The 23,148-nt window shown below is 72.0% G+C and carries 19 protein-coding genes and 1 pseudogene; 10 read left to right on the top strand and 10 right to left on the bottom strand.

The annotated features are described in order from the left end of the window. Nucleotides 1-438 precede the first annotated feature (438 nt). The 4 genes from ABZU76_RS32400 to ABZU76_RS32385 all read left to right on the top strand — a co-directional run bounded on the left by ABZU76_RS32400 (nucleotide 439) and on the right by ABZU76_RS32385 (nucleotide 6,527). Nucleotides 439-2,322, top strand: coding sequence for a hypothetical protein (locus ABZU76_RS32400; RefSeq protein ID WP_354876095.1), 1,884 nt, complete (start codon nucleotides 439-441; stop codon nucleotides 2,320-2,322). Nucleotides 2,323-2,612: 290 nt separating this feature from the next. Then, entirely contained in the window at nucleotides 2,613-3,506 is an 894-nt protein-coding gene (locus ABZU76_RS32395) for a hypothetical protein (RefSeq protein WP_354876093.1), read from the top strand. Between the two features lie 212 nt (nucleotides 3,507-3,718). Continuing rightward, nucleotides 3,719-5,365, top strand: a complete 1,647-nt coding sequence (locus ABZU76_RS32390; RefSeq protein ID WP_354876091.1) for a serine/threonine-protein kinase — start codon at nucleotides 3,719-3,721, stop codon at nucleotides 5,363-5,365. A gap of 13 nt (nucleotides 5,366-5,378) precedes the next feature. Next, the gene (locus tag ABZU76_RS32385; protein WP_354876089.1) at nucleotides 5,379-6,527 is read left to right on the top strand and encodes a serine/threonine-protein kinase; all 1,149 of its coding nucleotides are present in this window, start codon (nucleotides 5,379-5,381) and stop codon (nucleotides 6,525-6,527) included. Nucleotides 6,528-6,540: 13 nt separating this feature from the next. On the opposite strand, the gene ABZU76_RS32380 is transcribed toward ABZU76_RS32385, so the two are convergent. Then, complete coding sequence (locus tag ABZU76_RS32380) at nucleotides 6,541-7,443, bottom strand: LysR family transcriptional regulator (RefSeq protein ID WP_220246170.1); 903 nt, start codon at nucleotides 7,441-7,443, stop codon at nucleotides 6,541-6,543. A gap of 104 nt (nucleotides 7,444-7,547) precedes the next feature. Here ABZU76_RS32380 and ABZU76_RS32375 point away from each other — a divergent pair, with 104 nt between their 5' ends. After that, on the top strand, nucleotides 7,548-8,465 hold the full coding sequence (locus ABZU76_RS32375) for a DMT family transporter (protein ID WP_220246169.1): 918 nt from the start codon (nucleotides 7,548-7,550) through the stop codon (nucleotides 8,463-8,465). On the opposite strand, the gene ABZU76_RS32370 is transcribed toward ABZU76_RS32375, so the two are convergent. Together ABZU76_RS32370 and ABZU76_RS32365 are read right to left on the bottom strand one after the other, a co-directional pair. Continuing rightward, nucleotides 8,462-9,169, bottom strand: a complete 708-nt coding sequence (locus ABZU76_RS32370) for a response regulator transcription factor (RefSeq protein ID WP_255638645.1) — start codon at nucleotides 9,167-9,169, stop codon at nucleotides 8,462-8,464. The genes ABZU76_RS32375 and ABZU76_RS32370 overlap by 4 nt on opposite strands. 7 nt (nucleotides 9,170-9,176) lie before the next feature. Next, complete coding sequence (locus ABZU76_RS32365) at nucleotides 9,177-10,421, bottom strand: PspC domain-containing protein (protein ID WP_354876224.1); 1,245 nt, start codon at nucleotides 10,419-10,421, stop codon at nucleotides 9,177-9,179. 302 nt (nucleotides 10,422-10,723) lie between these two features. On the opposite strand from ABZU76_RS32365, the gene ABZU76_RS32360 reads away from it, so the two are divergent. Together ABZU76_RS32360 and ABZU76_RS32355 are read left to right on the top strand one after the other, a co-directional pair. Beyond that, on the top strand, nucleotides 10,724-12,031 hold the full coding sequence (locus ABZU76_RS32360; RefSeq protein WP_354876086.1) for a PspC domain-containing protein: 1,308 nt from the start codon (nucleotides 10,724-10,726) through the stop codon (nucleotides 12,029-12,031). Then, nucleotides 12,024-12,236, top strand: coding sequence for a hypothetical protein (locus tag ABZU76_RS32355; RefSeq protein WP_255638644.1), 213 nt, complete (start codon nucleotides 12,024-12,026; stop codon nucleotides 12,234-12,236). Before ABZU76_RS32360 ends, ABZU76_RS32355 begins: the two co-directional genes overlap by 8 nt. A gap of 66 nt (nucleotides 12,237-12,302) precedes the next feature. Here the strand turns inward: ABZU76_RS32355 and guaA are convergent, their stop codons facing one another. Continuing rightward, nucleotides 12,303-13,859: a glutamine-hydrolyzing GMP synthase gene (gene guaA, locus ABZU76_RS32350; protein WP_354876084.1), complete on the bottom strand. Its 1,557-nt coding sequence runs from the start codon at nucleotides 13,857-13,859 to the stop codon at nucleotides 12,303-12,305. A 130-nt stretch (nucleotides 13,860-13,989) separates the two neighbouring features. Between guaA and ABZU76_RS32345 the strand changes: the two genes are divergently transcribed. Further along, nucleotides 13,990-14,538: a DinB family protein gene (locus ABZU76_RS32345; protein WP_354876082.1), complete on the top strand. Its 549-nt coding sequence runs from the start codon at nucleotides 13,990-13,992 to the stop codon at nucleotides 14,536-14,538. Nucleotides 14,539-14,591: 53 nt separating this feature from the next. Here ABZU76_RS32345 and ABZU76_RS32340 read toward each other — a convergent pair whose 3' ends face one another. Beyond that, the gene (locus ABZU76_RS32340; RefSeq protein ID WP_354876080.1) at nucleotides 14,592-15,203 is read right to left on the bottom strand and encodes a rhomboid family intramembrane serine protease; all 612 of its coding nucleotides are present in this window, start codon (nucleotides 15,201-15,203) and stop codon (nucleotides 14,592-14,594) included. A gap of 139 nt (nucleotides 15,204-15,342) precedes the next feature. On the opposite strand from ABZU76_RS32340, the pseudogene ABZU76_RS32335 reads away from it, so the two are divergent. Both ABZU76_RS32335 and ABZU76_RS32330 read left to right on the top strand, forming a co-directional pair. After that, nucleotides 15,343-16,385 (top strand): annotated as a pseudogene (locus ABZU76_RS32335) (alcohol dehydrogenase catalytic domain-containing protein). Between the two features lie 73 nt (nucleotides 16,386-16,458). Beyond that, complete coding sequence (locus tag ABZU76_RS32330) at nucleotides 16,459-17,904, top strand: aldehyde dehydrogenase family protein (RefSeq protein WP_354876078.1); 1,446 nt, start codon at nucleotides 16,459-16,461, stop codon at nucleotides 17,902-17,904. A 40-nt stretch (nucleotides 17,905-17,944) separates the two neighbouring features. Here ABZU76_RS32330 and ABZU76_RS32325 read toward each other — a convergent pair whose 3' ends face one another. The 5 genes from ABZU76_RS32325 to ABZU76_RS32305 are packed head-to-tail and all read right to left on the bottom strand — an operon-like array spanning nucleotide 17,945 to nucleotide 23,073. Further along, a complete protein-coding gene (locus ABZU76_RS32325; RefSeq protein ID WP_354876076.1) occupies nucleotides 17,945-19,402 on the bottom strand; it encodes an FAD-dependent oxidoreductase in 1,458 nt (485 codons plus the stop codon). A gap of 55 nt (nucleotides 19,403-19,457) precedes the next feature. After that, nucleotides 19,458-20,018 carry a hypothetical protein gene (locus ABZU76_RS32320; RefSeq protein WP_354876074.1) on the bottom strand — a complete coding sequence of 187 codons (561 nt, stop codon included), beginning with the start codon at nucleotides 20,016-20,018 and terminating at the stop codon, nucleotides 19,458-19,460. 13 nt (nucleotides 20,019-20,031) lie between these two features. Further along, a complete protein-coding gene (locus tag ABZU76_RS32315) occupies nucleotides 20,032-20,586 on the bottom strand; it encodes a hypothetical protein (protein WP_354876072.1) in 555 nt (184 codons plus the stop codon). A gap of 55 nt (nucleotides 20,587-20,641) precedes the next feature. Then, nucleotides 20,642-21,334 (bottom strand): maleylpyruvate isomerase family mycothiol-dependent enzyme, encoded by a 693-nt coding sequence (locus ABZU76_RS32310; protein ID WP_354876070.1) that lies wholly within the window; start codon nucleotides 21,332-21,334, stop codon nucleotides 20,642-20,644. Nucleotides 21,335-21,366: 32 nt separating this feature from the next. Further along, a complete protein-coding gene (locus tag ABZU76_RS32305) occupies nucleotides 21,367-23,073 on the bottom strand; it encodes a GMC family oxidoreductase (RefSeq protein ID WP_354876068.1) in 1,707 nt (568 codons plus the stop codon). Nucleotides 23,074-23,148 lie beyond the last annotated feature (75 nt).

The following is a 23,148-nucleotide window of genomic DNA, read 5'->3' as shown; positions in this document are numbered from 1 at the left end:
CTGCGTAGCGTGACCCCACGCCCGTTCGGTCGTCCCCGACAGAGTGAAACCTGTGCAAGTTGCAGGTTGCCCAGAGACTTTCGCCTGGCGGTTTCCTACTCTTGGGTTCGTGAGGACCCTTGCGTCTGAGTCGGGCGATGCCCGGAGGACGCGCGGTAGCTGCGGCTCCGCGTGCCCACTGCCGCGTGCGCGTGCAGATGCGCGGGAGTTCGCAAGTGTGGTCGCAAGTGACTCCGTTCGCGCCTCTGCTCCGATCGGGTTGATCGGAGTGCCGGCGCCGTCACGCCCACACCGGGGAGGGGTCGGACGGGCATGACGGGAAACGCGATGGGTGGGTCGAGAAGCTCGAGCCACCCGGACACGGTGACGGCCGCGGAGGTCACGGTGCCGGGCAGGCACCGGGCTCGCAGTCTTCAGGACACAGACACGTGGACGCCCGTGGTCCCGCCACTCGGCGGAGGTCACCACCGCCACCGGCCCGGCGGCGAGCACGTCGGCGCCCCGGCCGGCGCCCTGCCGTTGCCGCCACCTCGCCGGCGAGCGGCCGATCCGCGCTCGACGTTCGCGCCGACGCACGGGACTCTGCCCGTGCCAGGGCCCGGTGTGCTCCTGCCGCAGCCCCAGCAGGCCCGGGAGACGCACCCGCGCCGCCCGATCCCGCTCCCGCAGCCGACGCGCAGGCCGGACGAGCCGCGCGACGAGCACCGCGTCCACGAGGACTATCGCGCCTACGACGCGCTCCCCGAGCACGCGCTGAACGGGCGCGGGCCGTACGCACCGCCGACGCGAGGCCGCACCGAGTTGCCGCAGCCCGGCCACGGCGACCGGGGCTTCACCGCCGGCCGGCTCGACGAGGCCGGCCCGCTCGACGGCCCGCCCGAACCCGAGTCGTTCTGGAGCGGAGCTCAGTCCGGCGACCTCGCCGACGCGGCGGGGCCGGAGTCACCGGCCGAACAACAGGGGCCCGCCGGACACACCGTGCTTCCGCGGACCGACGACCTCGCCGAGCCCCGTCCGGAGACAGAACCGCGTGCGTTCGCCGGGCAAGCCGTGCTGCCGGAGTCCGGCGAGGGCGCACCGGAGTTCGCGCAGGACGAGTGGCGCCTGCCCACCGGACAGGCCGTGGTGCCGGACCCCCAGCCCGTGAGCGAGATCGACCGCGCCTGGGCGGCGCCGGGGACCACGCGTTCGCTCGCCGACATGCCGATGCACGACGGACTCGGCCGGCCGCAGGTGCGCCGCAGCAGGCGCGAGCGGGTCGCGGCGACCGCGGCCACGCTGGCCCAGCCGCAGCCCCCGGAGCACGACGACGCCGAGCTCGCCCGCGAACACATCGAGCTGAGCGCGCCGCCGGAGCCCGCCGCCGAGCAGCCGGCGAAGCCCGAGCCCCCGCGGCGCCAGCGCGTCACGCTGCGGGCCCCGGCCAAGCCGCGGGTGCGCGGTCCGTTCGACGAGGCCTCGCTCGACGAAGACGACGAAGTGCGCGTGTACGCCGCTCCCCTGCTTGACGGGCTCGGCAAGTTCGACCTCGGCTCCGTGCCCGCGTCGGTGACCCCGCCCAAAACGTGGCGGAAGGCGGCGTGGTTCGCGACCGGCGCGTCGGGCGCGGTAGTCGTCGGGCTGCTGTTCGCCGGGACCTTCCTCGTCGGCGGACCCACCACGACCACCGACGCGCTCGGCGGCGGCTGGCCGGGCCGGCAGAACGGCGGCAACCCGCTGATCCTCCCGGACCCGTCGCTCGGCCAGCAGGGCGGCACGGGCGGCGCGGGCGGCGACCCGCAGGACAGCAGCAGCTCCGGCGGCGGCCGCTCCGGCACCCGGGACGACGCCCCGGACACGCACCCGCAGAACGCCGTGGGCTCCGAGACCAGCGAAGACGAGTCGCCGACGGACTCCTCGTCCAGCGGAGACTCGTCGGACCCCGTCACCACCGGGCCGACGTCGACGCCGGCCCGGCCGCCCGCGAAGCCGCCGGTCACCCCGGCGCAGCGCGAGACCTCGCCGACCAACGTCTTCTACGAGACCTCCCCCGACCCCAAGGCGATGGGGGACAACACCGAGAAGTTCTTCAACAACGTCACCACCGACCCCTCGGAGGCCTCGGCCGTCACCACCGGGGACCTCAAGCAGGAGGGCTCGCAGGGCCTGCGCCAGCGCTACGCGAACGTCGCGTACTTCGAGGTCAAGAAGGTCGAGATCGACCCCGACAACAACACCACGGTCAACACGCTCGAAGTGACCCACACCGACGGCACCAAGACCGTCGAGCAGCGCACGCTCACCTTCGGCGACGACGAGAAGATCGCCGACGACGGCGCCTGACCAGGCATGATCGTCCGGCATGGGCCGCGCGTTTCGTGCAGGTGCAAACTGCCCGTTCCGATGCACGTGCGGTGCGGTAAGCGGTTGAACTTGGTCCGGGTGGGTGACATAAGCTGCCGCTCGTCGTATGACGACGGCATTCCGGCGACTGAGCCTGGCGGGTGCCCGTCGCCACAGGGTTACCTGGCGACAGCAGGTCTGGATCCGACCACGAGTCGGCCGTCCGGACGAGCGGCGTACGACCGAACGGCCGTACCGTCGTCCCCCCGAACCCCAGAGCGAGGACTTTCGTGCTTGATCGGCAGCGCACACGGCGTGAGACCCGCGAGGTCACTGCCGTCCGCGTCGAGGACGTGATCCCTCCCGAGCTGCTCGACGGCGTCGGCGACGCGGACCGCGACTACCTCGAGCAGGTCTTCCGCGAGCCGCAGAAGTACCTGCCGCCGCGGTCACACCGCGCGGAGACCGCCAGATCCGCCGAGCCGGCCGAAGAGCCCGAGAGCCGCTTCGCCCGCCGCGCCAAGCAGGTGGGCCTCGTCGGCGCTGGCGCGCTCGTCGCGGGCGCCGTGGTCACCGCGGCCCTGCTCAGCGGCGGGCCCCGGCCGACCACGCCGGTCGCCGAGGACACCATCCCCACCGGTTTCAGCGGCGCCGCTGCGCTCGGCGGCCAGGCCGTACCCGGCTCGCAAGAGCACGGCTCCGGCGGCACCACGTCCGGGCACCGCGAGGGCACGCAGGTCGAGTCCGGCGCCGGCACCACGCGGCCCACGCACGACATCGGCTCGACCACGGAGCAGGCCGGCACGCCCAGCACGTCCGCGCCGAGCAGCACGCCGCCGTCGGAGCACGCCGAGTCCACGGGCGCGGAGACCACGTCCGTCGCCGACAAGCTGAAGGCCGTGAAGGCCTTCTACGCCTCGATCGACAAGAACCCCGACAGCGCGCTGGCGCTGCTCGCCCCCGGGCTCGCCCAGGGCGAAGCCGGCAGCCTCGTCCGCGCGTGGAGCGCGGCCCGCTCGATCGACGTCCAGGAGGCCCGCGTGCAGGACGACGGCTCGGTCGTCGCCATCGCGGTGCTGCACCAGACCGACGGAACACTGCTCCGCGTCACGCAACTGTTCGACGTCGTGGAGCGCGACGTCATCTCCGAAGCGCGACTGCTCTCCGCCGTCGCATTCTCGTGACCTGCGACGATCCTGTTCCGGGTAGACGATCAGACCGTGCCGAGTGTGTGTGCACAGAGTGAACGCCTAGCCTTGTCACGGGCCGGTCTCGGGAAAACCGGCACACGGCCCAAGACAGGTGCCTACGCTGCGGTGCTGCGGCCGGTTCGAGGTCGCATCTTCGGGGTGGGCACGTCCCGCTCCGGGCAGTCGGAGCCCCAAAGGGAGGTCGCGTGAGCGACGAGGGTCGTCTGGTCGCCGGCCGGTACCGCATCATCGGCCGGATCGGCTCGGGCGCGATGGGTGCCGTCTGGCAGGCACACGACGAGGTGCTGGGCCGCACGGTGGCTGTCAAGCAGCTGCTGATGCAGCCGGGCCTCGATGAGCACGACGCCGAAGACGCCCGGCAGCGCACCATGCGCGAGGGCCGCATCGCCGCGCGCTTGCACCACCCCAACGCGATCTCGGTGTTCGACGTCGTCACCGACGACAACGGGCAGCCGTGCCTGATCATGGAGTACCTCAACTCCACGAGCCTGGCCCAGGTCCTGCAGGAGCGCGGCACGCTGCCGCCGCTGGAGGTCGCGCGGATCGGCGCGCAGGTGGCCGCCGCGCTGCGCGAGGCGCACGCCGTCGGCATCGTCCACCGCGACATCAAGCCGGGCAACATCCTGCTGGCCGGCAACGGCACCGTGAAGATCACCGACTTCGGCATCTCGCGCGCCAAGGACGACGTCACGGTCACCAAGACCGGGATGATCGCCGGCACGCCCGCCTACCTCGCGCCCGAGGTCGCGATCGGCGGTGACCCCGGCCCCGAGTCCGACGTGTTCTCGCTCGGCTCCACGCTGTACGCCGCGTGCGAGGGCCAGCCGCCGTTCGGGCTGTCGGAGAACACGCTGAGCCTGCTGCACGCCGTCGCCGCGGGGCAGATCAACCCGCCGCGCCAGTCGGGCCCGCTCGCGAGCGTGCTCGCCGTGCTGCTGCACCCCGACATCCACCACCGGCCCACCGCCGAGGAGTGCGAAGAGCTGCTGGCCTCCGTCGCACGGGGCGAAACGCCGCTGGGCGGACCGGCCGGCGAGACCGTGATGGTGGCCGCGGCCGGCACGCTGGGCGCTGCCGCCGTGGCCGGCGCGGCCGCCACGCACCTGTTCCCCGAAGAGGACATGGACGACGCCGCGCACTCGGGCACGCTGCTCGACGCGCCCGGCCCGGCGCAGCAGTACTACGACGACGAGGCCGAGTACCCCGCGGCCGCCGCGTATCCCGAGAACGACTACGACCGGTACGACCAGCAGTACCAGGGCGAGCCGCCGCTGTACGGCGACCCGGGCCGCAACGGCCTGGCCGCCACCCGGTCCGTGCCGACCCACGACGCCTACAACCAGTACGACGAGGACCAGTACGACGACGGGTATGACGACGGCTACGACGAGCCGCCGCCCCCGCGGGCCCAGACGAGCCCCACCGACGACGAGGATGAGAAGCCCGGCGCGTGGAAGAAGCCGGCGATCATCGGCGCGATCGTGGTGGTCGGCCTCGTGGCCCTCGGCGTGTGGCTGCTGAGCTCGAACAACCCGCCGGACGCTTCGCAGCAGCCCGCTCCCCCGGCGACGTCGTCGAACGTGGTCCCGACCACAGATACGGCGCCTTCGAGCGAGGAAGCAACCACGAGCGAGGAAGAGACGTCTTCTTCAGAGGAGTCCTCCTCACGCGAGACGTCGTCGTCTCGCCGAAGCACGCCCCGGACGACTTCGTCGCGGGAAACCACCTCGAGGCCGACGAAGACTCCGACGTCGACTCCGGACGAGCCGACGTCCTCGGACAACCCGCCGTCGTCGTCCAACATCCCGAGTTCGCCGCCGGCCAACCCTTGATCCAGGAACAGATTTGAGTTCAGAAGGCACCATCGTCGGCGGCCGGTACCGGCTCGACCAGCCGATCGGCCGCGGCCGCGCGGGCATCGTGTGGCAAGCGTTCGACACGCGGCTGTTCCGCACGGTCGCGATGAAGCGCATGTACCTGCCCGTCGGCCTGCCGCCGGACCGCGCCGAGCAAGCGCGCGCCGCGGTGATGCAGGAGGGCAAGGACGCGGCTCGCGTGGACCACGCGAGCGCGATCACCGTGTACGACGTGCTGCCCGACGGACCTGACGTCTGGCTGGTGATGGAGTACATCCCGTCGCGCGGGATGGCGTCGTTCCTCGCCGAGCACGGGCGGCTCACGCCCGAGCAGGCGGCGTCGCTCGGGATCATGCTGGGCGACGCGATGGCGGCGATCCACGCGGCCGGCATCGTGCACCGCACGCTCGAACCCGGCACCGTGCTGCTGGCCGACGACGGCGGCGTGAAGCTCACCGACATCGGCATCACCGGCGGCGGGGCGCACCCCGCCTACCGAGCGCCCGAGGTCACCCGCGGTGCACCGGCATCTCCGGCCGCCGACGTGTTCTCGCTCGGCGCCACGCTGTACACGGCCGTGGAGGGCGTGCCGCCGTTCGGTGAGGACGGCGAGGCGTCCGAGCGGCCGCCGCAGAACTCCGGGGTGCTCGCCGCCGCGTTGCGCAAGATGCTGCGGATGGACCCCACGGCGCGTCCGACGATGGCCGACACGGTGGCCGCGCTCAGCGCCATCACCGAGGGCCGAGAGCAGACCGCGTTCATCCCGCCGACGGCACCCGCGATGCCGACCATGCCCGCGTCGTGGCCGCTGCCCCCGCAGCAGCAGCCGGGCCAGCCGGGGCCGTTGATGCAGATGCCGGTGCAGCAGGTGCCCTACGCGCCGGCCGCGCCGCAGCCCATGCAGCAGCCGATGGCCGCCCAGCCCACGCAGCAGATCCTGCCCCAGCAGCAGCCGGTGCCGCAGCAGCCCCTGCAGCCGCCGTCCGCGCGGTTCGTGCCGTCGGCGGCTCAGCAGGCGATGTCGGCCGCGGAGGTGCGGCAGAAGGCGGCCGCCCGCCGGAAATTGATCCTCACGGTCGCCGCGATCCTGTGCGCGGTGCTGATCGGGATCGGCGTTTCCGAGCTGTTGTTCGTCTGAGCCGTCAGAGCCGTCAGGCGACCTTCGCCGTCGCCTGACGCATCGCGTCGATCAGTGTCCGCACGGCCGGATTTCCGACGGCCCGCGCGGCGATGGCGGCGTGGATGATCCGGCACGGCTCGGGGTTGCGGATCCGCCGCACGGCGACGCCGGGGTGCGCGGGCCCGACGCCCAGCTCCGGCACCAGCCCCACACCCAGCCCGGCCGCGATGAAGCCCTGCGCCGTGAGGTAGTCCTCCGACTCGACCACGATGTTGGGCGCGAACCCGGCCGAAGCGCACGCGCCGTCGAGGATCGCGCGGCACATCCCGGGCATCGGGTCCACGCCCACCCACGGCTCGTCGGCGAGGTCGGTCAGGTCGAGCACGCGTTTGCGCGCCAGCGGGTGCGCGCGGGGCAGCACCGCGCGGTACGGGTCGTCGAGCAGGTGCACGAGCTCGATCCCCTTCGCCGGCGGCGCGGGCCGCGGGAAGACGACGATCGCGACGTCGGCGCGGCCCTCCTCCACCTCGGGCATCGGGTCGTCGGGGTCGACGAGCTTGAGGTCGAGCCACACGCCGGGGTGCTCGCGACGGACGGCGGCCACGGCGTGCGGGATCACCGAAGCGCCGGCCGTGGCGAAGTAGCGGATGGCCAGCTTGCCGGTGCGCCCCTCCTTGAGCTCCGTCAACGCCGCTTCGGCGCGCGCCAGCTCCGCGCTCAGTGTCTCGGCGTGCTCCGACAGCAGCACGCCCGCGGGCGTGGCCCGGATGCCCCGGCCGACGCGTTCGAGCAGCTCGGTGCCCGCCTCGCGTTCGAGGACCGAGAGCTGCTGGCTGATCGCCGACGGGGTGTACCCGAGGTTCCGCGCCGCGGCGGTGATCGACCCGCTGGTGATCACCGCGCGGAGCACCTGCATTCGCCGCACGTCGAGCATGGCCGAATTCTACAGCTCTGCTTAAGCGTTCCTGCAGTTATTTTCGCTTGTCCTTACGTCTGGGCGGGGTCAGGCTGAACTTCGGCCGAGAAGGAGGACTTGGGGTGGGCGAGACGAAGACCCTGCTCAGGATTGCCGCGCTGGCACTGATGTGGGGTTCGAGCTTCTTCTGGATCAAGCTGGGGCTCGCGGCGTTCTCGCCGGTGCAGCTGGTGCTGGCTCGCCTGGTGCTCGGCGCCGTGGTGCTCGTGGCGCTGTGCCGGCTCGGTCGCCGCCGGCTCCCGACGGACAAGCGCACGTGGCGCCACCTCACCGTGGCCGCGTTCTTCCACAATGCGTTGCCGTTCCTGCTCTTCGCGATCGGTGAGACCACTGTGGACTCCGGCATCACCGGCGTGCTGAACTCGACGACGCCGCTGTGGGTGCTCGTGGTGGCGCCGTTCCTCGGGGTCCGCCACCGAATGACGGCGATGCGCGCGGCCGGACTTGTCGTGGGCCTGGCGGGAATCCTGCTGATCTTCGCGCCGTGGGAGGCGTCCGGGCTGCTGAGCTGGGGCGCGCTGGCGTGCCTCGCGGCGGCGGCGAGCTACGGCTTCGCGTTCGTCTACGAGGGCCGCTACCTGTCGGACACCGGCGACTCGCCCTACGCGCTGTCGGGCGGGCAGATGATGATCGCCGCCGGGTTCCTCGTGCTGGTGGTGCCGTTCGGCGGGCTGTCGCCGGTGCACCTGACGCCGCTGGCGGCGTTCGCGGTGGTGATCCTCGGCATCGGCGGGACCGGGATCGCGTTCGCCCTCAACTACCAGCTGCTGGCCAGCGAAGGCGCCGTCGCGGCGTCGGTGGTCGGGTACCTGCTGCCGATCGTGTCGGTGGCGCTGGGCGCGATCTTCCTGCACGAGCAGCTGAGCTTCCGCGTGATCGCGGGCATGGTCGTGGTGCTGGGCGGCGTCGCGCTCACGCGGGTGCAGCGGAAGAAGGCCGTGGCCCCGAAGCCGCTGGTGGCCGCGGAGCCCGCCGCCTAGACGAGCCGGCGGTCCGAGGCCCAGCGGGAGAGCTCGTAGCGGTTGGACAGCTGGGTCTTGCGCAGGACGCTCGACACGTGCGTCTCCACCGTCTTGACCGAGATGAACAGCTCCGACGCGATCTCCTTGTACGCGTAGCCGCGCGCGAGCAGGCGCAGGACGTCGCGCTCGCGCGGGGTGAGCAGGTCGAGCTCGGGGTCGTTGATCGGCGCCGAACCGGGGCGGTCGGCGAACGCGTCGAGCACGAAGCCGGCCAGGCGCGGGGAGAACACGGCGTCGCCGTCGGCCACGCGGACGATCGCGCGCACGAGCTCCTTCGACGAGATGGTCTTGGTGACGTAGCCGCGCGCGCCGCCGCGGATCACGGCGATCACGTCCTCGGCGGCGTCGGACACCGACAGCGCGAGGAACACGACGTCAGGCAGCTCCGGGCGCACGCGGCGCAGCACCTCGGCGCCACCGCCGTCGGGCATGTGCACGTCGAGCAGCACGACCTGCGGTTTGGTGCGCGCGATGCCGGCGACGGCGTCGGCCACCGAACCGGCCTCGCCGACCACCTGCACTTCGTCGGTGATCGAGTCGAGCTCTGTGCGGACCCCGGCGCGGAAGAGCGCGTGGTCGTCCACGAGGAACACCTTGACCGGCTCGCGCTGGGTCTCCGTCACCGTGCTGCTCCCTCGCTCGTTGTCGCCCAGCCTGAGCATAGCGACGTCACGCCGCGCCTTTGGCCGCTTTGAGCGGCATGGCCAGCTGGACTTCGGTGCCCTCGCCCGGCGCGGTGCGCAGCTTGCAGGTGCCGCCGTGACGTTCCATGCGGCCGCGGATCGAGTCGGCGAGGCCGTGGCGGTCGGCGGGGACCACGTCGGGGTCGAAGCCCTTGCCGCGGTCGCGGATGAAGACCGTGACCTCGGTGGGTTCGACCTCGGCGTACACGCTGACCTCGTCGACGCCGGCGTGCTTGGCCGCGTTGACCAGCGCTTCGCGGGCGGCCTGGACGAGGGCCGTGAGGGGTCCGTCGATCTCGACATCGCCGACCACGACCTGGCTGACGGAGATCGCGAAGGTGTCCTCGACCTCGCCGCACGCGGCGCCGAGCGCCTCGGACAGCGGGACGGCGCCTTCTTCCTGCTCTTTCGACTTCTTGTCGCTCGGCTTGCCGTAGCCACCGGGGCCGTAGAGCCAGCCGCGCAGCTCGCGCTCCTGGCCGCGCGCCAGCCGCGCGACCTCGTGCGGCTGGTCGGACTGGCGCTGGATCAGAGCGAGCGTCTGCAGCACGGAGTCGTGCAGGTGCGCGGCGATCTCGGCGCGCTCGTCGGTGCGGATGCGCGCGCGGCGCTCGTCTCCGAGGTCGCGGACCAGGCGCAGCCAGAACGGAACCGTCAGCACGGCCACACCCACCAGCGTGGCCAGCACGGCGATGAGGGCGAACTGGACCTGGTCGAAGCTGCCACTGCGGAACACGACGACCCCGATGCCGGTGGCCACGAGTGCCACGCCGGCGAGGATCCGGATGATCGCCGCGCTGCGGCCGCCCCCGCCGACGAACGCGCCCGTGACGCCGTCGCGCGCTCCCGTGCGCCAGCGCCGGCGTTGCGATTCGTCGGCCTCGCGCCAGACCACGGCCGCGCCGAGCATGGCGATGGCCAGCGGCACGGCGACCCAGCCGCGGATGGTGCCGGACAGCGTGCCGCTCGCGATGGCGAGGCCGATGCCGAGCGCGATGAGGCCGAACGCCTGCTGACGTTCCTTCCCGGCCTTCTTGCTGTCGACCTCGGCGGTGTCCTCGGCCTGCTGCGGCACGAAGACCCAGAGCAGCCCGTACGCGAGCAAACCGGCGCCGTTGAGGGCCGCGAGCAGCGCGAACGCCAGGCGCACCCACAGCACGGGCACGCCGAGGTGGTCCGCGAGCCCGCCCGCGACGCCGGCCACGGCCCGCCCGCTGCGGCGCCGGTGCATCTTCGGCCGCCCGGGCTGCCCGGCGACCTCGGAGGCCCCGGACGGCCCGGAAGTCCCCGGGGCCCCGGAAGCCGCGCCTGCCGTCATGACGGCAGGCGGCACCGGCCCCCGGGCCGGGTCGCTCACCTGCCCGGCGGCGCCGAGGTCGAGGAAGTCCTGCACGCCGTCCATCGTCACACGCCGCGAACAGTTCTGACATCGGGGAAGCCCCTGATCACGACCCGGACACCGGTGGCACTCAGGGGAAACCTCAGGGAACGTCCCCGATGTGGCGCCGCCGCGGGTCGCGCATGCTTTGCCGTATGAGTGGTGCGAACGAGGCGCCGAGCCCGAAGTCGAATCCTTTCAACGGCTTCGAGGAGACGGTGAAGGATTTCTGGGTGAGCCGGCCGCGCCGGCCGCACGTGGGGCGCAAGGTCGCGGGGGTCGCGGCGGGGGTCGGGAACCGGTACGGCATCGACCCGGTCGTGATCCGGGTGGCGCTGGTCGCGGCGATGGTGTTCGGCGGCTTCGGGCTGGTGTTCTACCTGCTCGGCTGGCTGTTGTTCCCGAGCGAGGGCGACGAGACGTCGGGCTTCGAGGCGATGATCGGCCGCGGGCGCTCGACGATGTCGAAGGCGTTCGCCGTGGTGCTCTCCATCGCGTTGATCCCGGCGGTCGGGCTCACGTTCGGCAACGGCTGGTTCGACGGCGGTGGCCTCATCGGGTTCGCGCTGCTCTCGGCAAGCCTCTACCTCCTGCACCGCAGCCGCGGGCAGGACAACCGCCCGGCGCCGGTCGTCGCGTACCCCGCGTATGAGACGGCCCAGGCCGCGCCCGGAACCGGAGCCTTCACGATGACGGACACCACGACGGAGCCCATGGGCGCCGCCGCTCCCGGCTGGGACCCGCTGGCCGCCGATCCGGCGGGCTGGGACCTGCCGGACCCGGCGGGGCCGACGCCGCCGGAGAACCCCTACCACTACGAGTCCGACGATCCGGCCCCGCAGCCGCGGCAGCCGCGGTCGAAGATCGGTTCGGTGACGATGGCGGCGGCCGTGGTCGTGGCCGGCGTGGGCGTGGTCCTGAACCTCAACGGCGTCGACTGGTTCTCGGTGCGCCACATCATCGGCCTGGTGCTGGGCGTGCTCGGCGTCGGCATGGTGGCCGGCGCGTTCGTCCGCGGCTCACGCGGGCTCATCGCGCTGGCGCTGCCGCTCGCGATCGTCGGCATGATCATGACGACCAGCGCGTTCAACAGCATCGACCTGCGCGGCGGCGTCGGCGACCTCAACGCGACCCCGCACTCGGTCACCGAACTGCAGCCGGTGTACCGGCACGCGGCGGGCGACATCGACCTCGACCTGACGCAGCTGCCGGCCGGTGACCCGATCACCACCTCGGTCAGCAACGGCGCCGGCGACACCCGGGTGACCGTGCCGGCGAACGCCGATGTCACCTACACCTGCAAGAACTCCGCCGGCGACGTCGACTGCCTCGACCGCTCCACGAGCGGCGTCGGCCAGGCGGCGCTGACCGGCACCGACTTCGGCGACGACGGGCCGGGCGGGCAGAAGATCACCCTGAACGTGACCAACGGTGCCGGCAGCGTGGAGGTGCTCCGTGGCTGACAACTCGAACATCCCGACCCGCCGCCGAGGCGTGGACGTGATCACCCTGATCGTCGGCCTCGCGACCCTGCTGGTCTCGGGTTACGTGCTCTCCGACGGCGCGAGCTGGCTGCCCGCCTTCGACTTCCGCTGGGTCGTCGCGGGCGGCGCGGTGTTCATCGGAGTGCTGCTGCTGGCGGCTTCCTTGCGGCGCAAGCGGTACTGACCCTTCAAACACCACTGAACGCCAAGGGGCCCCGTCGAATCCCGACGGGGCCCCTTGGCGTTCAGCTCATTCCCACTCGATGGTGCCCGGCGGCTTGCTCGTCACGTCGAGGACAACGCGGTTGACCTCCGGCACCTCATTGGTGATGCGCGTCGAGATGCGTTCCAGCACCTCGTACGGCAGCCGCGTCCAGTCGGCGGTCATCGCGTCCTCGGAGGACACCGGACGCAGCACGATCGGATGGCCGTAGGTGCGGCCGTCACCCTGCACGCCGACGCTGCGGACGTCGGCCAGCAGCACCACCGGGCACTGCCAGATCTCCTGGTCCAGGCCCGCGGACGTGAGCTCCTCGCGCGCGATGGCGTCGGCCGCCCGCAGCGTCTCGAGCCGGTCGGCCGTGACCTCGCCGATGATGCGGATGCCCAGGCCGGGGCCGGGGAACGGCTGGCGCTGCACGATCGTCTCGGGCAGACCCAGCTCGAGGCCGACGCGGCGCACCTCGTCCTTGAACAGCAGGCGCAGCGGCTCGACGAGCTCGAACTGCAGGTCGTCGGGCAGGCCGCCGACGTTGTGGTGGCTCTTGATGTTCGCCGTGCCCTCGCCGCCGCCGGACTCGACGACGTCGGGGTAGAGCGTGCCCTGCACGAGGAACTTGTAGTCGCCCTGCGCCTTGAGGTCGCGCTCGGCCTGCTCGAACACGCGGATGAACTCGCGCCCGATGATCTTGCGCTTCTGCTCCGGGTCGGTCACACCGGCGAGCGCGCCGAGGAACCGCTCGCGCGCGTCGATGGTCACGAGCTTCACGCCCGTGGCCGCCACGAAGTCCTGCTCCACCTGCGTGCGCTCGCCCGCGCGCAGCAGGCCGTGGTCCACGAACACGCACGTGAGCCGCTCACCGATCGCGCGCTGCACGAGCGCCGCCGCGACGGCCGAGTCGACGCCGCCGGACAGGCCGCAGATCGCCCGTCCGTCGCCGATCTGCTCGGCGATGCGCGTGACCTGTTCGTCCACAATGGACGACGTGGTCCACTGCGGCTTGATGCCCGCGATCTCGGACAGGAACCGGCGCAGCACCTCCTGCCCGTGGGGCGAGTGCGCCACCTCCGGGTGGTACTGCACGCCGGCGAAGCCGCGGTCGACGTCCTCGAAGCCGGCCACGGCCGCGCCGTCGGAGCTAGCGGTGACGACGGAGCCCTCGGGCGCCTTCGTGACGCTGTCGTTGTGGCTCATCCACGCCGTCTGGTGGCCGGGCAGACCGGCGTGCAGCCGTCCGCCTTCGCCGACCACGCGCACGTCGGTGCGGCCGAACTCGCGCACGCCGGTGGGCTCGACGATGCCACCGAGCGCCCGCGCGAGCAGCTGGTGGCCGTAGCAGATGCCGAGGATCGGCACGCCGGCCTCGACCAGCTTCGGGTCCATGCCCGGGGCGCCCTCGGCGTAGACGCTCGACGGGCCGCCCGACAGGATGATCGCCGACGGGTTCTTGGCCAGCAGGTCCTCGGCGGTCGAGCTCGACGGCACGACCTCCGAGTACACCTGCGCCTCGCGCACGCGGCGGGCGATCAGCTGCGCGTACTGCGCCCCGAAGTCGACGACGAGTACCGGACCGGTGGGATTGGCCACCTACGACCTCCAGGCGAATGAGCGCTTTTGCCTCCATCGTCCCAGGTGGGCTGGGTCACGCCGCCCTCACCCCGTGACTGGCCTCCGAATGAGGACCGCACCTGTCCGCGAAGCGTCTTACCGTTCCCCCATGACTGTCGAATGGACCACCGAACTGCACGACCAACTCGACTGGCACTGGCAGCACCACGTGCGTCCGCGCCTCGACGGGCTCGGGGACGACGAGTACTTCTGGCAACCCGTGCCGAACTGCTGGACCGTACGCCCGCGTGCGGAGAAGCCGGACGGGCCCGGGGCAGGGGACTTCACCGTCGACTTCGCGTACCCGGAGCCGGTGCCGCCGCCCGTCACGACCATCGCGTGGCGGCTCTCGCACGTCATCGTCGGCGTGCTCGGCATGCGCGCCGCGTCGCACTTCGGCGGGCCGGCGATGAGCTACGAGACCTTCCCCTACGCCGGCACCGCGGCCGAGGCGCTCGACCAGCTCGACTCCGCGTACGACAGCTGGATCAAGGGCGTGCGGGGGCTCGACGCCGAAGCGCTCGCCCGTCCGGTGGGCGAGGCCGAGGGGCCGTTCGCCGAGTACCCGATGGCCGCGCTCGTGCTGCACATCAACCGCGAGACCATCCACCACTGCGCGGAAGTGTTGCTGCTGCGCGATCTCTACCGGAGCAAGTGACACAACGACGGCCCGGTCCCCGATCGGGCCGTCGCACCCCCAGTGCCCCCGAGCTAGCCGCGCACCTTGGGCAGGAGCGCGAATCCGAGCGCCATGCCCAGCAACGCGGGCAGGCCGTGGTTGTCCTGCACGAGCGTGTCGACGACCGCGAGCGGCGCCACGAGGATCGGCACCACGAACGCCTGCGTCGGCAGCTGCACGCCGTGGCGTGCCGGCGCCCGCAGCAGCGCCACGGCCAGCGCGCCGATGAGCCCCGCGACGCACATCGAGTTGCCCGCGCCCACCGGCTGCAGCCAGACGTAGCTCATGAACTGGCCGAACAGCCCGCACCCGAAGTACAGGACGAACATGCGCACGCGGCCGAAGTAGCTTTCCGCCAGCGTGCCGAAGATCGCCAGGATCACCAGGTTGAAGACGCCGCCGAGCAGTCCGCCGTCCTGGAAGAACATGCCGGTGAGCAGGCGCCACCACTGCCCGGCGTCGATCGCCGCGCCGTCGCGCCGCACGTGCTCCAGCAGCCCCGGCACCGCAAGCTGGGCGACGAGCGCCGCCGCCGTGACGAGGAACACCGCGCCCGTGAGGACGGGTACCCGGCGCGGGCCGATCCGGTCGAAGACGGCCACGAATGGGTTGCTGTGCCAGCGTTCCGAGGTCGGGTTGGTCATGCTCTGAACGTAAGTGGAGACCCGGCTGAGCACCCCGGACATTTGTCATGACACGGCCGGGGCATGCGTCATGAGGAATGAATCCCGGCCCCCCGGATGACTCGGAACAGATGACCGCGAAAACCCGGAAAGGATCTTTATGCGAGCGACACTCATCTACGGCGCCGGCGACGTCCGCGTGGAGACGGTGGCCGACCCGAAGGTGGCCCAGGCGACGGACGCCGTGGTCCGCGTCGTGCGCTCCTGCATCTGCGGCAGCGACCTGTGGCCGTACGGCGGCATGCCCGCGCAGGAGAACGGCCGGCCGATCGGCCACGAGTTCCTCGGCGTCGTGGAGGAAACCGGTGCCGACGTGACGAGCGTGCGCAAGGGCGACCTGGTCGTGGCGCCGTTCGTGTACTCGGACAACACCTGCGAGTTCTGCCGCGAGGGGCTGCAGACCTCGTGCCTGCACGGCGGCAACTGGGGCGTCGACGGCGTGGACGGCGGTCAGGGCGAGGCCGTGCGCGTACCGCAGGCCGACGGCACGCTCGTGAAGCTCCCTCTGGGGCTTGACGAAACTTCCGACGACTTGCTCGCTTCACTGCTCACGCTGTCGGACGTGTTCTCCACCGGCCACCACGCGGCCGTGACCGCCGGCGTCGCGCAGGGCAAGGCGGTGACCGTGATCGGCGACGGCGCGGTGGGCCTGTCCGCCGTGCTGGCCGCGAAGCGCCTCGGCGCCGAGCACATCGTCCTCATGGGACGCCACCGGGCGCGCACCGACCTGGGCCGCGAGTTCGGTGCGACGGAGGTCGTGGCCGAGCGTGGCGACGAGGGCATCGCGCGCGTGCGCGAGCTGACCGGTGGCCACGGCACGCACACCGTGCTGGAGTGCGTCGGTACCAAAGCGGCGTTCGAGATGGGCCTCGGCGTGGTGCGCGCGGGCGGTGCGCTGAGCCGCGTGGGCGTGCCGCAGTACCCGGAGGGCCCGATCGGGCGCCCGGTGTTCACGCGCAACATCACGATCACCGGCGGCGTCGCCCCCGCGCGCCACTACATCCCGCAGCTGCTGCCGGACGTGCTCGAGGGCGCTACCAGCCGGGCCGCGTGTTCGACCGGACGATCGGGCTCGCCGACGTGCCCGCGGGCTACCAGGCGATGGCCGACCGCGAGGCGCTGAAGGTCCTCGTCAAGCCGTGACCGACGCGCCGTGTGAGCCCCGTAAGGGTGGGGGTTCACCCGGCGCGCGCCGCGCCCGCATACCTTGGTACGCATGGACATGATCACCCCGGAGCCGCGGCCCGCGTGGGTCGCCGGACGGGCGGAGCAGGGGGCCGAGACGCTCGTCGTACGGCACCCGGTCGACGGCAGCGAAGTGGCGACCGTGGCGGTGCCCGGCGCGGAGCAGGTGGAGCGCGCCGTGGCAGCCGCCGCGGGCATCGCGCGGGAGTTCCGCCGCTCCCCCGCGCACGAGCGCGCGGCGGCGCTGGAGCACGTGTCGCGCGGGTTGCGGATGCGGGCCGAGGAGATCGCCGAGGTGATCACCGCGGAGAACGGCAAGCCGCTCAAGTGGGCGGAAGCCGAGGTGAGCCGCGCGGTTTCGGTGTTCCGCATCGCGGCCGAGGAGGCGCGGCGGTTCAGCGGTGATGTGCAGCGGCTCGACGCCGATCCGTCGGGCGACGCGCGGCTGGCGCTCACGCGGCGGGTGCCGCGCGGGCCCGTGCTGGGCATCTCGCCGTTCAACTTCCCGCTTAACCTGGTGGCGCACAAGGTCGCGCCGGCGTTGGCGGTCGGCGCGCCGATCATCGTGAAGCCGGCGCCCCGCACGCCGTTGTCGGCGCTGATCCTCGGCGAGATCCTGGCCGAGACGGACCTGCCGCCCGGCGCGTTTTCCGTGCTGCCGCTGGGAAACGCGGAGACCCAGGCGCTGGTGGCCGACCCCCGGCTGCCCGTGGTGTCTTTCACCGGCTCCGGTCCCGTCGGCTGGTCGATCGCCGACGCGGCGCCGCGCAAGCACGTGGTGCTGGAGCTCGGCGGCAACGCGGCGGCCGTGGTGCTGCGCGACTGGCCCGACCCCGAGGGCGCGGCGCAGCGCATCGCGACGTTCGGCAACTACCAGGCCGGGCAGTCGTGCATCTCGGTGCAGCGCGTGATCGTCGACGCGGCGGTGGCCGAGGAGTTCGTGCCCGCGCTGGTGGAGGCCGTAGAGGCGCAGCAGACGGGTGATCCCTACGACCGCAACACCGACGTCGGCCCGGTCGTCGACGAGGCCGCGGCCGAGCGGATCATCGCGTGGGTCGAGGAAGCCGTGGCCGCGGGCGCGAAGCTGCTCACGGGCGGCACGCGCGAGGGCACCCAGGTCGCGCCGACGCTGCTCACGGACGTGCCGCCGGACGCGCGCGTGTGGTCGGAGGAGGTCTTCGGGCCGGTGCTGGTGGTGTCCGTTGTGGACGGTGTGGACGAGGCCTTCGCGGCGGTCAACGACTCCGCGTACGGGCTGCAGACCGGCGTGTTCACGTCCGACGTGCAGCTGGCGTTCCACGCGTCGGCCGAGCTGGAGGTGGGCGGCGTGATCATCGGTGACGTGCCGTCGTATCGCGCCGACCAGATGCCGTACGGCGGCGTGAAGGGCTCGGGCGTCGGACGCGAGGGCGTGCTGGCGGCGATGACCGACCTCACCGAGGAGCGCGTGACGGTGTTCACCGGGGTGGATCTGTAGGACTCGTGGGTGCCGGTCTCGCGCCGGCACCCACGAGCCTTTACGCGGACTGCGCGAACTTGAGCACGCCGTCCGGGTCGTAGGTCTTGGCGACCTGATCGAGCCGGGCGGCGTTGTCGCCGTAGTAGGCGGTTTTCCAGTCGGGCATGGCGGGGTCGAGGTAGTTGACGTAGCCGCCACCGGCGCCCGCGTCGGCGAGGCCGCTGACCACAGTGGACACGGACTTGGCGACGCCTGCGTGGTTGCTCGAGGTGGCGGGCGCGTAGACCTGAATGCTGGCCAGCGCCTTGCGGTGCGGGAACGCGGTGTCGGCCGGGGCGACGTCGGCGACCGCGCCGCCGAGGCCGTCGATGAGCAGGTCCATGCCCTTGTGGCCGGCGGCGAGGTCGCTGACCTTCGCGCCTTGGATGGGGTCGGTGATGATCCGCGACGAGGCCACGAACGTCTGGCGCGCTGAGCTGCCGGAGAAGTAGTTCATGGCGCCGCCGTAGCTGAGGCTCTTCATCGTGCGGCTGGACGGCGACGCGTTGAGCTTGCCCAGCAACGTGGTGAGCTCGCTCGTGCCGCCGACGAACGCGCCGCCGACGCGGCACGCCACCGGCGAACCGCCAGACACCACGAGGTTCGACCAGAGCTCGGGCGGGGTCGTCGGGAGCCACTGCTGCCACGCGTCGAGCACGTCGCCCGCCGAGCCGCCTGGGAAGTGCAGCGAGAACACCGTGATGCCGGGCGCGGGGTCGGTGTTGAAGGTGAACGACGTGACGATGCCGAAGTTGCCACCCCCGCCGCCGCGCAGAGCCCAGAACAGGTCGGGTTCGGAGTCCGCGCTGGCCGTGCGCAGTTTGCCGTCGGGCGTCACGACCTGGGCGGAAACGAGGTGGTCGCAGGTCAGGCCGTACTTGCGCGCCACCACACCGATGCCGCCGCCGAGGGTCAGCCCGGCGATGCCGACCGTCGGGCACGAGCCGGCGGGCAGGCAGCGGCCGGCCTTGGCGAGCGCCGCGTAGACGTCACCCAGCCGCGCGCCGGCGCCGATCACGACCTGGTCGCCCTGGACCTGGACGCTCGACATGCTGCCGACGTCGACGATCAGGCCGCCATCGGGCACGGAGTAGCCGGCGTAGCTGTGGCCCCCGCTGCGCGCGGCGATGGGCAGCCTTCCCGCCGCCGCGGCGAAGCAGGCCTGCACGTCTTCGGGCTTTCGCACTTTCGCCACGGCGGCCGGGGTGTGGCCGTCGAACAGCGGGTTGTAGCCGCGCTTGGCGGTGCCGAAGCCGCTGTCGGCAGGCAGCACGAGGTCGCCGCTGAGCTTGCTCCTCAACGCGTTCCAGTCGGGCGGCCCGGACGGCTTCGTCGACGGCGGCGGTGCTGTTGTCGTCGGCGTGGTCGTCGCCGGCGGTTGCCCGGGCGGCGCGGAGTTCGGCGCACACGCGGCGGCCACCGCACCGAGGGTGGCGAGCCCGGCGGCCCGCAGCAACGTCCTTCTCCCGACAGTCATGTTTGATCAGACGTTCCGGACAGCGGAGTGGTTCATCGGGTCGCCCGAGTGAGTGCTACGAGCAGGGTGAGTAGCCCCGCAGGTAGTGCCCCACGACGGCGTCGGCGGCGACGAGTTTCCTGGCCCGCTCCATGGCGGCGTGCACGTCGTCGGTGATCGCCACGACGGCGTCGCCGAAGGTCGCCGCGTCGGAGGTCGGCAGCTGGTCGGCGCGGCGTCGGAGCTGGGCGAGGCCGATTTCGAGGCGCTGGTAGACGGCGTTGATCCGGTCGCGCGTGGCGCTCGGCGGGGTTTCCGCGACCTGGACCGCGTTGTCGTGCACGAGCCCGGCGAGGGTGGTGGTGTCCTGCACGGCTTCCTGCTGGAACTGCTTGCGGTGCGCCGGAGTGCTGGTTCCGGCGGTCTGGTCGCCTGCGGCGTGGGCGCCCAGGTTCCCGATCTCGGTCAGGATCTCCCTGGGTGTGCTGCAGAACGCGCCCGCCCAGTGCCAGGCCAGGGTGTCGGTCAGCGACATCGGGGCCGAAGACTTGGTCGGCGCGGGAGCGTGCGGCGGGCTCGCCGCGCAGCCGGAAAGCCCGAAGGCCGCCACGACGGCCATCACCGGAAACCAGCGCATGATCAGGGACTTTCTACGAGCAGACGCGGAAGTCGCGCATGAACCGGGCTGTGACTGGTTCGGCGGCGAAGACCTGGCGCGCGGCTTCGAAGGAGGTGTGGACCTGGCCGGCGTCGGCTGCGAGCTGGGGGCCGAAGGTGGCGGCGGCTGTGGGCACGAGGCCTGTGACCTGGTGCTCGATGCGGGTGAGGTCGGCCCGCAGCTGGGTGTAGACCGCGGTCAGGCGGTCACGCGCGGGGCTCGGCGAGGCGCCGGCGACGTGGGCCGCGTTGGTCTTCACGACGTCGTCGAGGAGCGCGAGGTTCAGCTCGGCGTCCTGCTGGGCCTTCTGACGCTCGGCGACGGTGGCGTCGACCATGGCGTCGTACGGGATGGCGCCGTAGCCGGTGTTCTTCAGCGACAGCAGCGCCGCCGAAGGACCGCTGCAGAACTCGCCCACCCAGTGGTAGGCCGCGGATTCCGCCGGGGAGGACGAGGCCGGCGGAGGGACGGGCGCGGGCTGCGGACTCGCCGAGCACCCCGAAACCACCACCACGGCCAGCACAGCCGCAACCGAAGACCAGCGCACGAAGCCGTCCCTTCCCCAGTACCGGGCAAAGCCAAGCACAACGCGAAAAACCGCCTCACACCAGGGACTTGAACTCCGGCACGGGGCCCGCCAACGCGTCGCCGGGGCCGCGGCCCGAGAGCCACGCCAGGAGGTCGCCGGGGGTGCCCGTGACGAGGCCGGCCGAGCCGTCGGCCATGGTCCACGTGTGGGTACCGTCGGTGAGGCGGATCGGGGGCAGGTCGCCGAGGTACATGCGGATCATGTTGGCCACGACGTCGTCGACGTAGCCGCCCAGCAGGGAACACGCGCTGGTGAAGTCGTGGCCGGCGTCGAGGTCGACGAGGTGGATGGTGGTCTCGGCGAGGCGCAGCGACAGGGCGTCGGCGCCGGTCATGGGCTGGCCGCCGCGGCCGCGGACGGGCGCGGTCCACGCCTGGTCCGGCAGCGACGAAGCCAGGTCCACGAGCCGCTCCCCCGACGCGATGACGTCGGCGAGGATCTCGGCCGAGCCACGGGCAGCACCGGCGGCGATGTCGTCGTCGCGGGCGGTGCCGGGGCCGTACATGGGGTGCTCGACGCCGGTGGACGCCCAGGTCAGGAGGTTGCCGACGGCATCGGCGTTGCGGGCGAGGTGAGTGAGCAGGTGCGCGCGTGTCCAGCCGGGCAACGCGCTCGGCGCGCGCACCGCGGTCTCGTCGAGGGTGCCGATGACCAGGGCCCACTCGTCCTGCAGTTCCTGCACGCGGGTCAACGCCGTTGTCGTCACCCGGTGATCGTAGGAGCTATCGACGCTGGGTCCTAACGACGGAGTGCGGCAGGGGCGTCGGAGGGAACGGCGGGATTCTTCGGCGCCACCGCGTCGAGCCGCGCGTACGCCGCGTCCTGCCCCGGGCGCTGGTCCGCCTCACCCTTGTTGGGCCAGAACGCGAACGCTCGCTCCGCCTGCGCCGTGATCGTCAGCGACGGGTTCACGCCCAGGTTCGCCGTGATCGCCGAACCGTCCACAACGGACAGTCCTGGGTAGCCGTAGACCCGGTGGTACGGGTCGATCACACCGGATTCCCCGCTGTCCCCGATCGGCACGCCGCCGATGAAGTGGGCCGTGAGCGGGATGTCGAAGATCTCGCCCCAGGTGCCGCCCGGCATCCCGCCGATGCGCTCGGCCGTGCGGACGTTGGCCTCGTGCCCGGCCGGGATGAAGCTCGGGTTGGGCTCGCCGTGACCCTGCTTCGACGTGTATTTGCGCCGCCCGAAGAGCCCGGGCCGCGTGTACGTGGTGATGGAGTTGTCGAGGCTCTGCATCACCAGCAGGATCACCGTGCGCTCGCTCCAGCGGTAGCCGTTGAGCAGCTTCGCGGACTGCAGCGGGTGCTTGACCAGGAACGTCAGCGCCTGGCGCCAGCGCGGCACCGGCGAAGCGCCGTCCGTGGAGACGGTCTGCAGCAGGCTCATCGCGTTGCTGCCCTTGCCGTAGCGCACGGGCTCGATGTGGGTGTTCTCGTCGGGGTGGATCGACGACGTGATCGCGACGCCGCGGCTGAAGTCGCGCGCGGAGTCCACCGCGGTGCGCGCGGCGCCGATGATCGCCTCGGAGTTCGTGCGCGTCAGCTCGCCGAGCCGCCGCGACAGCTTCGGCAGCGCGCCCATGTCCTTCATGCGGTGCAACAGGTTCTGCGTCCCCCACGTGCCCGCGGCGAACACGACCTGGCCCGCGGTCACGGTGGTGCGGAAGCGCTTCGAGCGCGTGCCGGTCTTCTGCAGCGTCACGCGGTAACCGTCGCCCGCCGGCTCGACCGACACGACGGTCGTCAGCGGGATGACCTTCGCCCCGTCCTGCTCGGCGAGGTACAGGTAGTTCTTGACCAGCGTGTTCTTCGCCCCGACGCGGCAACCCGTCATGCAGGCGCCGCACTCGGTGCAGCCGACGCGGTCGGGACCGGCGCCGCCGAAGAACGGGTCGCGCACGGTCTCGCCGGGCTTGCCGAAGTACACCCCCACCGGCGTCGGATGGAACGAATCGCCCACGCCCATGTCCTTCGCGACGTCGCGCATCACCACGTCGGACGGCGTCAGCGTCGGGTTCGTGACCACCCCGAGCATCCGGCTCGCCTGGTCGTAGTGCGGCGCGAGCTCCGCCTCCCAGTCGGTGATGTGCGCCCACTGGCGGTCGGCGTAGAACGGCTTCAACGGGCGGTACAACGTGTTCGCGTACACGAGCGAGCCACCGCCGACACCCGCGCCGGCCAGCACCATCACGTCGTTGAGCATGTGGATGCGCTGGATCCCGAAACAGCCGAGCTGCGGCGCCCACAGGTACCGCTTGAGGTCCCACGACGTCTTCGCGAACTCGTCGTCCGCGAACCGCCGCCCAGCCTCCACCACGGCGACGCGGTAGCCCTTCTCGGTGAGCCGCAGCGCCGCCACGCTGCCCCCGAACCCGGACCCCACCACGACGACGTCGTAGTCGGGCCCGCCCTGCGCTGTGGTGGTGTTACTGGCAGTCACAGGTCCGAGCGTAACCCGGGGATGTCCTTCTGACCAGAGGTAAGTTACTCGCCGGTTACATCGTCGAACCGAGGA

It is taken from the genome of Amycolatopsis sp. NPDC005232 (assembly GCF_040607795.1).
In the GTDB taxonomy this organism is placed as follows: Bacteria; Actinomycetota; Actinomycetes; order Mycobacteriales; family Pseudonocardiaceae; genus Amycolatopsis.
Note: the sequence above shows the minus strand (reverse complement) of the source record. Positions and strands in the feature narration are given on the sequence as shown.